Genomic DNA, 14,797 nt, shown 5'->3' with positions numbered 1-14,797 from the left:
CCCTCGTGTCCCCGCCACGCCCCCACGCTTAATGTGTCGGTTTTTATGCAACTGCATGAACCCGGCCCCAGCCTTTACTGGTGCGGCTTGCGCGCCGGTTTTGCCCACACAACAAAATCGGCAAATTTATGCAGATTTATGCGGTTTTACGCAGTGCGGTGGTGTGGTTTTGGCAGTGACAGGCATTCTGCGGTGCTGGTATGGGTTTTTGTATGGCTTTTGTTATTGCTGAACTGAAAAACCTTTAAAAACAAAGCATCAACACTTCTGCATCATGGGTGTGTGCTGGGCTGTGCTCATCGATAGATCCGTACTGAAAAAGGTTGGCCGCAATAGACAACGCCCCGACTGGCGGGGCGCGGCAAGCCATTTTACGGGATGTGGCAGGGTACGTCACGGTGGCGGCAGCATCACCGTGCAGTTACGGCCGGCGTGCTTGGCCTGGTACAGCGCCATGTCGGCACGGGCCAGCAGGCTGCGGCTATCGTCGCCGGGCAGGCGCTGGGTCAGGCCGATGGAGGCGGTCAGCGCAATCTGCTGCCTGTCAAACAGTAGCGGTTGGGCGCGCATGGTTTGCAATAGCGCTTGGGCAATGGCTTGGGCGCGTTCCGGCGGGCAGCCCGGCAGCAGTATGCAGAACTCTTCGCCACCGAGGCGGCCTGCATGATCATGCGGCCCCAGCTGCTGCTGCAACTGGCTGGCAAAGTGCGCCAGCGCCGCGTCGCCGCAGGCGTGGCCATAGCAGTCGTTCACTTGCTTGAAGTGGTCGAGGTCCAGCATCAAGAGCGTCATGGCGCCACCATCGCCCAGCGCGCGGGCCAGTTGCTGATCCAGTGCCGCCAGCAGGGTGGGGCGGTTGAGCAGGCCGGTCAGCGAATCCACGGTGGCCTGTTCGCGCAGCAGCCGTTCTTGTTGCTTGCGCTGGCGGATGTCGCGTGCCGAGCCCCAGATCACCGGCTGGCCGTCCAGTAGCAAGCGGCGCACGCTCACTTCTACCTCGATGATGTCGCCGTCGCGGGTACGGTTCAGGCTGTCGAAGGTTTCGCCCTGCTCGCTGGCGTTTTGCAGTTGCTGGCGCAGCTCGGCTTCGCTGCGGTGTGCTACCAGGTCCCACAGGCGTAGCTGGCGCAGTTCTGTCTGGCTGTAACCCAGCAGTTTGCACAGCGAGTCGCTGGCGTCCAGCAAGCGGCCGTCCATATCGATGATCGAGATGGCGTCGGCCGCGTTCTGCAGCATGGCTTGGTACCACTGGGTGCGGCTGTCCAGCGCCTGCTGTGTGGCGTGGTTTTCAAACAGTATGCCCAGTAGCCGCGAGACGTCTTCGATGACGATGATGGCTTCCGGCGTGGGGCTGGCGGGCGTACGGTGATAGACGGCAAAGGTGCCGTGTACCTTGCCGCGCCCGTCCATCAATGGTTCGGACCAGCAACTGCCCAGACCGAAGCGGCGGGTGATGTCGCGGTATGGCGCCCAGTTGGGGTGCTGTTGCAGGTCTTCGGCAATCAGCCGTTTGCGGTGCCAGGCGGCAGCACCGCAGCTGCCGACGGTGGGGCCGATGGCCAGCCCGTCGATCAGCGCGTGGTAGTCGGCGGGCAAGGACGGGCCAACCAGCGGTCGCAGCCGCTGCTCTGCGTCGATACGGACGATGGAGCACAACCAGCCGGGCAGCCGTTGCTCCACCTGGCGTACCACGGCTTCCAGCAAGGAGGCCAGTGGCTGGCCCTGGATGTACTGCCGCAGGATGGACGAGTACAGCGCGTCCCAACTGGCGCGCTGGCTGAGTGCGGACTCGTGCTGCAGACGGCGCAGCTCGGCAGTAGCACGCTGTACAAAGGGGGCCAGCGCCGCCAGCAGGCCGTCGGGTAGTTGGCCGCTGCGGTCGTCAAACAAGGCCAGATGACCTAGGCACTGGCCGTCTTCTGCCAGCAGTGGCCAGCCGGCATAGGCTTGCCAGCGGGTGTGGTGTTCGGCTGCGAATTGCTGGTTGACACTGCTGTCTATCTGCAATGCACGCGCTTGTTGCAGTATGTCGGCGCACGGGGTGCCGGCCAGGGTGTAGCGACCGGGGTGGTCGGGGTGGCTGGCAAACAGCACTTCGCTTTCCCGGCGCGGTAGCCAGTGCTGGCGGCTGATGAATACCAGCGGGGCGCCGGTGAGGCGTGCCAGGCTGGTCACCAGTTGTTGCAGATAGTCTTTGCCCAGGCAGGCTGCGGTGTCGTGCAGCAGGGCATCGCGCAGAGCGGGGTCGGCTGGCATCGTGGTCCAAGCTTGTCTCGATAGTTATCAGTATGGCTTAACTGTTTTGCTTTGATAAGTCAGTTGCTTATATGGCGCGCGATAACGCACGGTTTGTGGTTTGACAAGGTCTGATTTCACAAACTATGATTCATATCAAAGTTTCAGAAATTACTGAAAACTCAAAAGAGGACACACACACATGAACCTCCCACCCCTCATTCAGTCCTTCGTGCTGCACTTCGGCGAGATGGGCAGCCACTGGGGCATCAACCGCACCGTGGGCCAGATCTACGCGCTACTGTACGTGTCAGACAAGCCGCTGAACGCCGACGATATCGTCGAGGCCATCGGCTGTTCGCGCTCCAATACCAGCATGGCGCTGAAGGAGCTGCAGGCATGGCGCCTGGTGAAGCTGCAACATCTGCCGGGCGACCGCCGCGAGTATTTTTCCACCCCCGAAGACGTATGGGCCATCTTCAAGACGCTGGCCGAAGAGCGGCAGAAGCGCGAGGTAGAGCCCACGCTCACCATGCTGCGCGGCGCCATCATGGAAAGCCCCAGCAGTGATGCCGAACGCCATGCCCAGGCACGCATGAACGAGATGTATCAGCTGATCGAGCTGGTGACCAAGTGGTTTGCCGACATCCGCGACATGGACGTGGAAACCCTGGAAAAGCTGATGAAGCTGGGCAGTCAGGTGGGCAAGGTGCTGCAGTTTGCGCATAGCCTGGGCCGTCTTGGCGGCCGTGACGACAGCCGGGAGGCCTGATCATGGACGCGCTCGACCCCGTCATTCTGGCCCGCATCCAGTTTGCGGCCAACATTACCTTTCACATTCTGTTCCCCACCATCAGCATAGCGCTGGGCTGGGTGCTGCTGTACTTCAAGGCGCGTTTCAACCGCAGCGGCGACGAGGCGTGGATGGACGCTTATGGCTTTTGGGTAAAGATTTTTGCGCTGACCTTTGCGTTGGGCGTGGTGTCCGGCATCACCATGAGCTTCCAGTTCGGTACCAACTGGCCAGGCTTCATGCAGAGCGTGGGCAATGTAGCCGGGCCGCTGCTGGCTTACGAGGTACTGACGGCGTTTTTCCTGGAAGCCACCTTCCTCGGCATTATGTTGTTTGGCCGCTCGCGGGTGTCTAACCGCGTGCATACGCTGGCCACCTTTCTGGTGGCGTTCGGTACCACGATGTCGGCGTTCTGGATTCTGGTGCTCAATTCGTGGATGCAAACCCCGGCTGGCGTAGAGGTGATTGCCGGCAAAGTGCACGTGCAAAGCTGGCTGGCGGTGATTTTCAATCCGTCCATGCCGTATCGCCTGACGCACATGCTGCTGGCCTCCGGCCTGACGGTGGCGTTTCTGGTGGCCGGGGTGTCGGCTTACCGCTGGTTGCGTGGCGACCGTGCCGCCGCCGTGGGGCATACGCTGAAAACCGGCGTCAGCCTGGCGGCGCTGCTAATTCCGCTGCAGGTCTTGGTGGGCGATATGCACGGGATCAATACTTTCCACCACCAGCCGGCCAAGTTGGCCGCCATCGAAGGCGTGTGGCACACCGAGCGCGGCGCGCCGCTACTGCTGTTTGCATTGCCGGACGAAGCCACGCAAAGCAACCGCTTTGAGGTTGGCATTCCCAAACTGGCCAGCCTGATCATTACCCACGACCCGAATGGCGAAATCCGCGGCCTGAACGAGTTTCCCAACGCTCACCCGCCGGTAGCCAAGGTGTTCTGGAGCTTCCGGGTGATGGTGGGGGTAGGCCTGCTGATGCTGGCGGTGAGCTGGCTGGCGTGGTGGCAGCTGCGCCGCGGCCAACTGGCACCGTGGTTGCTGCGTGGCCTGGTAGCAATGAGCTTTTCTGGCTGGGTGGCTACCGTGGCAGGCTGGTACGTCACCGAAATCGGCCGTCAGCCGTGGCTGGTGACCGGCATCCTGCGCACTGCTGACGCGGCTTCCAGCGTGGGTAGCGGCATGATCCTGTCTACCTTGCTGATGTACCTGGTGTTGTACGCAGTGCTGCTGGCCAGTTATGTGTCGGTGGTGTTTTACCTGGCGCGCAAGGCAGCGCCTGCGGCCAACCTTGAAGGAGTACAGCCATGAATGCCGAACTGTGGTTGCCGGTGATCTTTGCCGGCCTGATGGCGCTGTCGATGCTGATCTACGTGGTGCTGGACGGCTACGACCTGGGTGTAGGCGTGCTGCTGCCGCTGGGTGATGACGACGAGCGCGACGCCATGATCGCCAGCATCGGCCCGTTCTGGGACGCCAACGAAACCTGGCTGGTGCTGGGTGTGGGCCTGCTGCTGGTGGCGTTTCCGATGGCACACGGCATCATCCTGGGCGAGCTGTACTTGCCGGTGGCCATCATGTTGCTGGGGCTCATCTTGCGCGGGGTGGCGTTCGACTTCCGCGTCAAGGCGCAGGCGCACCACCAGCCGGCGTGGAACCTGGCTTTTGCCGCCGGCTCGCTGCTGGCGTCACTTAGCCAGGGCGTGATGCTGGGCCGCTACCTCACCGGTTTTGCGCCCGGTGCCGGCGCCTGGGCCTTTGCACTGCTGGCCGGGCTGGGCCTGACTGCCGCCTACGTGCTGCTGGGCGCCGGCTGGCTGATCATGAAGAGCAGTGGCGGTGTGCAGCAGCGTGCCACGCGCTGGGCGCAGCGGGCGCTGGCGGGTACTGCACTGGCGGTATTGCTGGTGTCCGTCGCCACGCCGCTGGCTAGCAGCCGCATTGCCGACAAATGGTTTGTGCTGCCGGATTTCCTGCTGCTGCTGCCGTTGCCACTTATTAGCCTGGTGCTGTTCGTCCTGCTGGCCGCCAGCCTGCCCAAGTTGGCCGCACGCCAGCGTGCCGGGCAGGACGCGCTGTGCTGGCTGCCGTTTGCCTGCACCGTGGGCATTGTGCTGCTGGCGTTCTGGGGGCTGGCGTATAGCGTGTTTCCCGAAATCGTCATCGGCCGGTTGGACATCTGGCAGGCCGCCAGCGACCCGGAAGCACTGTGGGTGATTCTGGCCGGTGCCGCCGTGGTACTGCCCACCATTATCGCCTACACGGTGTTTGCCTACCGCGTGTTCTGGGGCAAGGCCGGCAAGCTCAGTTACAGCTAGACAATATTGCGCCAGATCAACAGGGCAGGAGATATTCCTGCCCTTTTTTCATGTGCTTTCATGTACTTAAAGCAGGGTTTGTCTTGTTGGCGCACGGATACGACACGTTACATTTTGATAAAGCGAGACGCTTGACTTGGGTCAAAACCCATACTATCCGCGGGGGTAAGATGGCCTCATTCAGATCGGATACCGGACTGCCGGAGGAGCGTAATCATGGAACTGTGGAAACAATTGCTGTCGGACGACGTGGGTGTGTTGAGCGTGATCACCATTGCGGTCGCTACCATCGTGGTAGCCGTCTGTATTGCCCTGTTCATCAAGAAAACCAACGCCGGCGAGTAATGTCAGGGCGCTGTAGCGCCAGATAGTGTGATTTCCTCTTGATGTGTGTGTGTTTGGGGGTACGGTGGTGGGCCGTTACCCCCCTTTTTTTTGCCTGTTTACCAGACAAGGCCGGCTTGCTGCGCAAGCCGGCCTGGATAGGGATGACCAAGCCTGTTTGCGTTGCAAACAGGCTTGTTCTTATGGCAGCCGGGTTCAGGCCACTTGCGTGCCGCTGCAAGCCTGCGGCCAACCCTGCGGGATGGCCGCCAGCAACTGGCGGGTGTAGGCGTGCTGTGGTTGTGCGTACAGCGTGTCGGCGTCGGCTTGCTCCACCACCTGACCGTGCTGCATCACCAGCACCTGGTCGGAGATGTGTTTCACCACCGACAGGTCGTGCGAGATGAACAGGTAGGACAGGCCGTACTCGTCCTGCAGGTCCTGCAGCAGGTTCAGTACCTGGGCCTGCACCGACACGTCCAGCGCCGAGACCGATTCGTCACAGATCAGCACTTCCGGCTTCATGGTCAGGCAGCGCGCAATGGCGATGCGCTGGCGCTGGCCGCCGGAAAACTCGTGCGGATACTTCTGCAACGCCCGTGCCGGCAGGCCGACGCGGTCCAGTAGCGCCAGCGCCATGGCGCGGCGCTCGGCACGGTCGGCGCCGATGCCGTGCAGCGTCATCGGCTCCAGCAGGATGTCTTCCACCGAAAAACGCGGGTTCAGCGAGGCGTACGGGTTCTGGAACACGATCTGGATACGGCGTTTGTAGGCGTGAAAGTCGCGCGCCGGCATGGCCAGGATGTCTTCACCGTGGAACAGCGCGCGCCCGGCGCTGGCCTGGTGCAGCCGCATCAGCGTCAGCCCCACCGTGGTCTTGCCGGAGCCGGATTCGCCGACAATGCCCAGCGTCTTGCCGCGTGCCAGCTTGAACGACACGTCCTTCACCGCATGGAACACGTGCTGGCCGAACAGGCCTTCGCGGCTGGTAAAGCTTTTGCACAGCCCTTGCACGTCCAGCACGATGTCGTCGTCCGGCGCGTAACCGCGCTCGCGGTGCGCCGGCGGCACGTAAGGCTGGCCCTGCAGGAAGTCGTCGATCACCGCCAGCCGCGCCGGGCGGCAGTCCAGCCGCGGCCGGCAGTTCAGTAGCGCCTTGGTGTAGGCGTCCCGCGGCTGGCTGAATACCTGCTGTAGCGGGCCGTGTTCGCGGATTTCGCCGTGGCGCATCACGATCACCTCGTCGGCAAACTCGCCGACCAGGCCCAGGTCGTGGGTGATGAACAACACCGCCATGCCGTGGCTTTTCTGCAGCCGCGCAATCAGGGTCAGGATCTGCTTCTGGATGGTCACGTCCAGCGCGGTGGTGGGTTCGTCGGCAATCAGCAGCTTGGGCTTGCAAGCGATGGCCATGGCGATCATCACCCGTTGCTGTTGGCCGCCGGATAGCTGGTGCGGGTAGGCGTCCACCTTGCGGTCCGGCTCCGGCAGGCCCACCTCTTTCAACAGCGCCACCGCACGCTGGCGTGCCGCCTTGCGGCGCAGGCCGGTGTGCAGCATCAGCGTTTCCATGATCTGCTCGCCCACGGTGAATACCGGGTTCAGCGCGCTCATCGGGTCCTGGAAGATCATGGCGATGTCGCGGCCACGCAGCTGGCGCAGTTCGCGACGGTCGGCGGCCAGCAGGTTGCGGCCTTCGAACAGGATCTGGCTGTCGGGGTGGATGTGGCAGCCTTGCTGCGGCAGCAGGCGCAGGATGGCCATCGAGGTCACCGACTTGCCGGAGCCGGACTCGCCGACCAGCGCCACGGTACGGTTGGCCGCAATGTCGAAATCAATGCCCTTCAAGGCTTCGAAGCAGTCGCCGTCTTCGTTACGGAAGCTGACGCGCAGCTGGCGCACGCTCAGCAGGGGGGGGGCGGGGGTCATGGCGGCTCCTTACTTCACTTTCGGGTCCAGCGCGTCGCGCAGGCTATCGGTCAGCATGCTGAAGGCGGTGACCAGCACCGACATGCACAGCGTTACCGCGGCCATCTGCCACCAGTAGCCTTGCAGCAGCTCGGACGGGGCTTCGGCCAGCATGGCGCCCCAGCTGGTCTGCGTTACGCTGACGCCAAAGCCCAGGAACGACAGGATGGCTTCGTACTTGATCAGGGCCACGGTGAGGATGGAAAACTGCACCAGCAGCAGGTGGCTGACGTTGGGCAGGATGTGGCGGAACATGCGGCTGCGGTGGCCGGCGCCGATGGCGTCGGCGGCCTGCACATACTCGCGGCACTTGTGTTTCATGAACTCGGCGCGCATCAGGCGGTAGGTGCCGGTCCAGCTGGTGAGCGCCATCACCATGATCACGGTGTCGATGCCGCGGCTTATCACTGCGGAAAACGCCAGCAGCAACAGCATGTCGGGCACCGAGGTGAACACGCTGTAAAACCACATCAGCAGGTCGTCCACGCGGCGGCCGAAGTAGCCGGACAGCGCGCCCAGCAGCGTGCCGGCGGCAATGGCCAGCACGGCGCCGCACAGGCCGACCAGCAGCGAGGTGGCGGTGCCCTGGATGACTTTTTGCAGTACGTCGCGGCCGCGAGCGTCGCTGCCGAACGCCAGATCGTCACGATGGGCGGCGGCGGCGACCGGCGCTGCCTTGGCGGCTTCGGCCTGGGCGGCGGCCATGTCGGCGGCCAACGGGTCGTCTTCAGCGCTGATGCCGGTGGCGGCGCTGGCGTCGGCTGCTGCGCTGCCGGCTTGTTGTGCCGCGTCGATGTCGGCGGCGGTCAGTTCTACCGTGGCCGGGCCGTACTGTTTGAACAGCGCCGGCGGGGTATTCGGTTTGGCCACCTGTTCGCGCCAGTGGCTGCCGGCCAGGCCCAGCCAGCCGGCGATGGCCAGCAGCACGAAAGCGGCCACGATCCAGAGCGAGGCAAAGCCGATGCGGTCGCGCTTCAGGCGTTGCCAGCCCAGTTGCCACAGGCTGCGCGACGGCGGGCAGGCGGCGTTGGCCGCCGGGATGGTGTGGGACGGGTGCATCGCGCGCTCCTTATTTCAACTCGACGCGCGGGTCGATCAGTTTGTAGACGATATCGGCCAGCAGATTGAACAGCATGGTGGCCAACGCGACGTAAATGGTGATGGCCTTGATGACCGGAAAGTCGCTGCGGTCGACGGCATTGATCACTTCGTTGCCCATGCCGGGGATGCCGAAGAAACGCTCCAGCAGCAGGGCGCCCAGAAACAGGTAGGGCAGCGACATCATCAGCGAGGTGACCACCGGAATCAGCGCGTTACGCATCACGTGCTTCAGCATGATGGCGGGCTCCGACAGGCCTTTGGCGCGGGCGGTGCGCACGTAATCGTGGTTCATCTCTTCCACGAAGCAGCTGCGGTAAAAGCGGATGTCGGGCGCCAGGCTGACGATGGTGCCCAGCAGCAGCGGCAGCGGCACGTACAGCCACAGGTTGGTGGCCAGGTGGTCGCTCCAGCCCAGGATGGGGAACCAGCCCAGCTTGTGCGCCAGCCAGTATTGGCCGGCAATGATGTAGACCAGCGCGCTGACCGACATCGCCAGCGTGCAGATCAGCGTGACCAGCCGGTCGGTGAGGCTGCCGCGCAGGTAGGCCACCACGGCGGCCAACAGTACCGCCAGGATCAGGCTGACCAGCAGCATGGGGATGGCCAGCGTCAGCGACGGCACGATGCGGCTGGCCAGGATGTCGGCTACCGGTTGCTGGGTGGACCACGAGATGCCGAAGTCCAACGTCAGCACTTGCTGCACGAAGATCAGGAATTGCTCGGGCAGCGATTTGTCCAGCCCCAGCTGGTGGCGGATATTGGCCAGCGTTTCGGCAGAAAAGCTCTTGCCGGCCAGGATATAAGACGGGTCGCCACCCACCCAGTTGAACAGGATGAACAGCAGCAGCATTACCCCGAACAGGGTGGGGACCATCTGCCATAGACGGCGCAGGATGTAAGCAAGCATGTCGGCCTCCGGGCAAACACGGGTAGCCAGCTCCGTATCGGGGCTGGCTGCGGTGGATCAGGACGGGATTACTTCTGGAGGTCGAGGTAACGCCAGGTGGTATTCAGCAGCGGGTGCAGCTTGAAGTTTTTCACGTAGCTGTGCGCCAGCGAGCTGCGGATGCGGGTATCGCCGAAGATCCACGGCTGTTGCGCCACCACGATCTTGTTCATCGCATCGTACAGCTTGTTGCGCTCGGCGCCATCCGGCAGCTTCAGCGAGGCAGCGAACAGGCGGTCGAACTCGGCGTTCTTGAAGCTGGCGCTATTGGCGTCGCCGGCGTTCTTGCCGTACAGCAGCTGCATGAAGTTCTCGCCGTCCGGGTAGTCGGCACTCCACGCCAGGCCCCACATCTGCAGTTTGCCCTGACGGTTGGCCTTGTTCAGTTCGTTCCACTTGCCGTACTTGAAGGTGAGCTTGATCTTCAGGCTGTCGAAGGCTTTCTGCCAGTATTCGTTCCACTGTTTGTCGATGCCGCTGGTGCCGGTGGCCATCTCGATGGAAAGCGGTTTGCCGTCCGGCAGCGTGCGCAGGCCATCGGCACCCACTTTGTAACCGAAGCGGTCCAGCAGCGCGTTGGCTGCCGCCGGGTCGTATTTCACCGAGCCCTTGAACGCCGGGTTGTGGCCGGCCACGCCTTCCGGAATGACGTAGTTCACTGGTACCGCCTGGCCGCGACGGATGGCGGCGATGGTTTCACTGCGCGGGAAGGCCATGGCGATGGCGCGGCGCAGCGCGATTTTTTCCTTGGCGTCACCGCCCACCACCGGGTCTTGCATATTGAAGAACTGGTAAGTGACTTCCAGCTCTTTCTTGCGCTGCAGCTGCATGCCCTGCTTGGCGTATTTGTCTTGCAGCTTCACGTTCAGCGGGTTTTTCGGGTCGATCAGCAGTGCTTCCTGCAGGGCGGCTTGCGGAATGCCGGACACGTCCAGCTGCTTGTTGACGAAGGCCAGCCACAGCGGCTGCTCTTCCTCGATGATGCTCACTTCCACGCGGCCAACGTTCGGCACCGGCTTGCCTCTGTAGCTTTCCTTGCGAAAGCCTGGGTTGGCCTCCAGTACAATCTTGTTGCCCGGCTTCCATTCTTTCAGCAGGTAGGGGCCGGTACCGACCGGTTTGGCGTTGGTGTTGCTGGCGTAGCCTTCGATGGCTTCGCGCGCCACGGCGCCAAACGCCGGCATGGCCAGAATCTGCAGGAAATTGAAGTTGCCTTCGGTAAGGGTGAGCTGCAGCGTGTATTTGTCCAGCGCCTTGATGCCCTCTACCGGGGTGTCGTAGTTCAGTGCGCCTTTGCCGGCGGCTTTCACCAGCGCCTCGGCGCCGACAAAGCGGCCGTCCACCAGGAAGCTCCACGGCGAGTTGATGGTAGGGTCGAGGTGGCGCTTGATGGCATACACGTAGTCGGCGGCGGTCAGCTCGCGTTTCTGGCCTTTGAACACCGGGTCGGCGGCGAAGTAGATGCCAGGCTTGAGCTTGAAGGTGTACACCTTGCCGTCGGGAGAGACGGTGGGCATGGCGGCGATGGTGTTGGGCACGACTTTGGCCGGGCGGGCGTCGTAGTCGTAAGTGACCAGCGGGTCGAATACGTTTTCCAGGATGGCACCGGAGTAGCTGTCCGACACCTTGGCCGGGTCGAAGCCGGTTTCCGGCACATTGAACGCAACGCGCAGTACCTTGTTCATGTCGGCAGCGGCGACATGGCCTGCTCCCAGTGCGGCCAGCGTGGCCAGCAGAATGTGTTTCTTCATCGTTTTCTCCCAATCTTGTTCGGTATTGTCATGCGCGCTGCATGGGCGCCGCTTTGGTGCGTGCAGTCTGAAAGCTGCCGCTCTTTACGTCGAGTGCTGCGCAGGCGTGGCTGGACTTTCGGGCAGTATGCCAGTGTGGCGGCACAGGCTGGCCAGTTGCTGTTGCAACAGTTGCAGCGTCAGTTGCACCTTCTGAGGCAGGTAGCGCCGGGCAGGGTAGACCGCGTAAATGCCGGCGTATTGCGGTGCCACGTCCAGCGTCAAGGCCTGCAGGCGGCCATCGGCCAGTGCGGCATTCACCAGGAAGTCCGGCTGGTAAGCAATGCCCATACCGGCAATGGCGGCGTCTACCAGCACATCGCCGTTATTGGCGGTTAGCGGGCCGTGCACCGTGACCTGGCGCAGCTGGCTGCCGTGGCCGAACAGCCAGCTGGAGTGCGGCTGCTGCTGGCTGTAGCGCAGGCAGGCGTGGCCGGTCAGCTCGGCCAGCGTGCGCGGCGTGCCGTGCGCGGCCAGGTAGGACGGCGCCGCACACACGTGCATGGCGAGCTGGCCCAGCGGCCGCGCCACCAGGTGGCCGGCCAGCGGCTGGGTGCTGATGCGCAGCGCCAGGTCGAAGCCGGCTTCCACCAGGTCGACCTGTTCGTCGGACAGCACCAGTTCGATGTCCAGCTGCGGGTGGCTGGCGTGCAGTGCGGCCAACCATTGCCCCAGAAAGCGCATGCCGAACGACAGCGGGGCCGCAATACGCAAGCGCCCGCCCACGCTGACGCTTTGCTGCTGGGCCATGGCATCGGCTTCTTCCAGTTGCGCCAGGATCAGCGCCACGCGGCGGTGGTATTCCTCACCGGCTTCGGTCAGCGTCATGCGGCGCGTGGTCCGCTGGATCAGACGGCAGCCCAGGTGTTTTTCCAGCGCGGCCAGGTGCTTGCTGACCATGGCGCTGGACAAGTCCAGCCGCGCCGCGGCACCGACCAGGCTGCCGGCGTCGACGATGGCCTGGAACACGCGCAAGGAGTCGAGTCTGTCCATCTGATTGTTTCCTGATGGTTGCTAATGCAGTTCATGATTGCCGGTTTATCAATTATTGGCAATGCAATGTAATAGTGGCATACCCTTTTGACGGAGCCAGCCATGCACTACTTTGCCCCTTTGTTCCTGTCCCACGGCGGGCCGGACGTACTGATCAACCAATCGCCGGCGCGCCATGTCTGGCAACGGTACGCTGCCAGCCTGCCGCGACCGCGAGCCATCGTCATCATGTCGGCGCACAACCTGGCGCGGGAACCGGTAGTGGGCTGGTCGCCGCGCTGGCAGACGGTGTACGACTTCGGCGGCTTTCCGCGCGAGCTGTATCGCCTGCAATACCCGGCCGTTTCCAGTGCCGAGCTGGCAGGGCAGGTACATCAGCGCCTGCAAGCTGCAGGCTTGCCCGCTCATCTGATGGAAGCCGACGGTCTGGACCACGGTGCCTGGGTGCCGCTACTGATGATGTACCCGGAAGGGGACATCCCGGTGATCACGCTGTCCACGTTGCCGCGGCACGACGCCCGCAGCCATTATCTGCTGGGCAAGGCGCTGGCCGGGTTGGCCGCAGAGGGGGTAAAGATCATCGGTTCCGGCAGTGTGACCCACAATCTGTACGCGCTGGGCGCACCGGGTACGCCGGCGCAGCCGTGGGCACAAGCGTTTGCCGACTGGGTGGCTGACAAAGTGGAAGCCGGGAATGTGGACAGCTTGCTGGCGTGGCGCGAGCTGGCACCGTTTGCGCGCGACAATCACCCGACGGATGAGCATCTGCTGCCATTGTTCTTCGCGCTGGGCGCTGCCGACGGCAAGGTTGGCCGCAGCTTGCATCGCGGGATCGAATACGCGTCCGTCACCATGGATGCCTGGGTATTGGGCTGAACGAGTGCTGCTGGCAGCGTGTAACTTGAAACAAGATTGACACAAAACCGGGCCAAGCCCGGTTTTTTTTATGGAAAAATCATGTCTTTGGAATGTGTCATTGGCATTTATAGGGTGGTTTTCTGCGCTGAAGCAGTCTTTCTATCATCAGAAAAATTGTGAAACCTGCTGAGTGTTAACAAGTGTTAAGGTTTTGAACCAATCAAGATGCTCGTATGTCTTGGAAAAACAAGCGGTTTTTGATGTTCAAAAAATCAAAATGCTTTGTTCAAAAGCTTCCGCTATCTACTAATGCAGATAGTCACTAAAGTTACCACATCGCAAGGACGCACAGACATGACGCAAGTCGTCAACAGTGAGGTTGGTTTGAGTCCTTGTCCTGAACCGGTGGTTCTGCTGTGACGCGAGAGACCGCCAACCGCACACTTAAAGGAAATTGACCATGAAAAAACTGACTCTGATCGCTACCGCCATTGCCCTGTTTGCTGGTGTTGCCCAAGCTCAAGACGTTGCCAAGCGTGAATCCGGCGACGCCGCTTACATCGCCAAACGCGAATCTGGCGACGCTGCCTACATCGCCAAACGCGAATCCGGTGACGCTGCCTACATCGCCAAACGCGAATCCGGTGACGCTGCCTACATCGCGAAACGCGAATCCGGCGACGCACCGTACATCGCCAAGCGTGAATCCGGCGACGCCGCTTACATCGCCAAACGCGAATCCGGCGACGCTGCCTACATCGCCAAACGCGAATCCGGTGACGCTGCCTACATCGCGAAACGCGAATCCGGCGACGCACCGTACATCGCCAAACGTGAATCCGGCGACGCTGCCTACATCGCCAAGCGCGAATCCGGCGACGCACCGTACATCGCCAAGCGTGAATCCGGCGACGCACCGTACATCGCCAAGCGTGAATCCGGCGATGCTGCTTACATCGCCAAGCGTGAATCCGGCGACGCTGCTTACATCGCCAAGCGTGAATCCGGCGACGCACCGTACATCGCCAAGCGTGAATCCGGCGACGCTGCTTACATCGCCAAGCGCGAATCCGGCGACGCTGCCTACATCGCCAAGCGCGAATCCGGCGACGCACCGTACATCGCCAAGCGTGAATCCGGCGATGCTGCCTACATCGCCAAGCGTGAATCCGGCGACGCTGCTTACATCGCCTGATCTATAACCTTGCATCAAATGAAGCCCGCGATGCCGGGCTTCAGGCTGTGGGACAGAGCATGCCCGGTTCTAGCTCACCCGTAAGCATCGGCCTATCAGTGCTAGATATCTAGCCTGCAGCTTTATCGGTTAAATGCAAAAGCCCCGCTTGCGCGGTAATGCCAGTCAGTTAAGACTTGCGACTGCAAATCCAGTAAAAGGGAACATGTTCATCATGTTCCCTTTTTTGCTGTATGAGCCTGCTACAACGCGCATTAAATGACACGCTGCCACACAC

The 14,797-nt window shown here is 62.2% G+C and carries 12 protein-coding genes; 6 read left to right on the top strand and 6 right to left on the bottom strand.

Annotation, left to right across the window (positions count from 1 at the left end; all coding sequences use genetic code 11):
- Positions 1 to 393: 393 nt before the first annotated feature.
- A complete protein-coding gene (locus ACK4FZ_RS15040) occupies positions 394 to 2,256 on the bottom strand; it encodes a diguanylate cyclase domain-containing protein (protein WP_409822200.1) in 1,863 nt (620 codons plus the stop codon).
- 181 nt (positions 2,257 to 2,437) lie between these two features.
- Between ACK4FZ_RS15040 and ACK4FZ_RS15035 the strand changes: the two genes are divergently transcribed.
- From ACK4FZ_RS15035 to ACK4FZ_RS15020, 4 genes are all read left to right on the top strand, one after another.
- Complete coding sequence (locus ACK4FZ_RS15035; protein ID WP_409822199.1) at positions 2,438 to 3,007, top strand: GbsR/MarR family transcriptional regulator; 570 nt, start codon at positions 2,438 to 2,440, stop codon at positions 3,005 to 3,007.
- Positions 3,008 to 3,009: 2 nt separating this feature from the next.
- Positions 3,010 to 4,338, top strand: coding sequence for a cytochrome ubiquinol oxidase subunit I (locus ACK4FZ_RS15030; protein ID WP_409822197.1), 1,329 nt, complete (start codon positions 3,010 to 3,012; stop codon positions 4,336 to 4,338).
- Positions 4,335 to 5,345: a cytochrome d ubiquinol oxidase subunit II gene (locus tag ACK4FZ_RS15025; RefSeq protein ID WP_409822195.1), complete on the top strand. Its 1,011-nt coding sequence runs from the start codon at positions 4,335 to 4,337 to the stop codon at positions 5,343 to 5,345. Before ACK4FZ_RS15030 ends, ACK4FZ_RS15025 begins: the two co-directional genes overlap by 4 nt.
- Positions 5,346 to 5,561: 216 nt before the next feature.
- Positions 5,562 to 5,690 (top strand): DUF3149 domain-containing protein, encoded by a 129-nt coding sequence (locus ACK4FZ_RS15020; protein ID WP_409822193.1) that lies wholly within the window; start codon positions 5,562 to 5,564, stop codon positions 5,688 to 5,690.
- Between the two features lie 195 nt (positions 5,691 to 5,885).
- Here ACK4FZ_RS15020 and ACK4FZ_RS15015 read toward each other — a convergent pair whose 3' ends face one another.
- The 5 genes from ACK4FZ_RS15015 to ACK4FZ_RS14995 form a co-directional block, all read right to left on the bottom strand.
- Entirely contained in the window at positions 5,886 to 7,598 is a 1,713-nt protein-coding gene (locus ACK4FZ_RS15015; RefSeq protein WP_409822191.1) for an ABC transporter ATP-binding protein, read from the bottom strand.
- 9 nt (positions 7,599 to 7,607) lie between these two features.
- Positions 7,608 to 8,696: an ABC transporter permease gene (locus ACK4FZ_RS15010; protein ID WP_409822189.1), complete on the bottom strand. Its 1,089-nt coding sequence runs from the start codon at positions 8,694 to 8,696 to the stop codon at positions 7,608 to 7,610.
- 10 nt (positions 8,697 to 8,706) lie between these two features.
- Positions 8,707 to 9,645, bottom strand: coding sequence for an ABC transporter permease (locus tag ACK4FZ_RS15005; RefSeq protein WP_144373138.1), 939 nt, complete (start codon positions 9,643 to 9,645; stop codon positions 8,707 to 8,709).
- A gap of 68 nt (positions 9,646 to 9,713) precedes the next feature.
- Positions 9,714 to 11,435, bottom strand: coding sequence for an ABC transporter substrate-binding protein (locus ACK4FZ_RS15000; RefSeq protein WP_409822187.1), 1,722 nt, complete (start codon positions 11,433 to 11,435; stop codon positions 9,714 to 9,716).
- Between the two features lie 84 nt (positions 11,436 to 11,519).
- Positions 11,520 to 12,467 carry a LysR family transcriptional regulator gene (locus ACK4FZ_RS14995; RefSeq protein WP_409822185.1) on the bottom strand — a complete coding sequence of 316 codons (948 nt, stop codon included), beginning with the start codon at positions 12,465 to 12,467 and terminating at the stop codon, positions 11,520 to 11,522.
- A 102-nt stretch (positions 12,468 to 12,569) separates the two neighbouring features.
- Here ACK4FZ_RS14995 and ACK4FZ_RS14990 point away from each other — a divergent pair, with 102 nt between their 5' ends.
- Together ACK4FZ_RS14990 and ACK4FZ_RS14985 are read left to right on the top strand one after the other, a co-directional pair.
- Positions 12,570 to 13,343 carry a DODA-type extradiol aromatic ring-opening family dioxygenase gene (locus ACK4FZ_RS14990; protein WP_409822183.1) on the top strand — a complete coding sequence of 258 codons (774 nt, stop codon included), beginning with the start codon at positions 12,570 to 12,572 and terminating at the stop codon, positions 13,341 to 13,343.
- Positions 13,344 to 13,785: 442 nt separating this feature from the next.
- Positions 13,786 to 14,520: a hypothetical protein gene (locus ACK4FZ_RS14985; RefSeq protein WP_409822181.1), complete on the top strand. Its 735-nt coding sequence runs from the start codon at positions 13,786 to 13,788 to the stop codon at positions 14,518 to 14,520.
- The last annotated feature ends 277 nt before the right edge of the window (positions 14,521 to 14,797 follow it).

The sequence above is a fragment of the Vogesella sp. genome, assembly GCF_046297735.1.
GTDB lineage: Bacteria > Pseudomonadota > Gammaproteobacteria > Burkholderiales > Chromobacteriaceae > Vogesella > Vogesella urethralis.
This window is presented reverse-complemented; position numbering and strand designations above follow the sequence as displayed.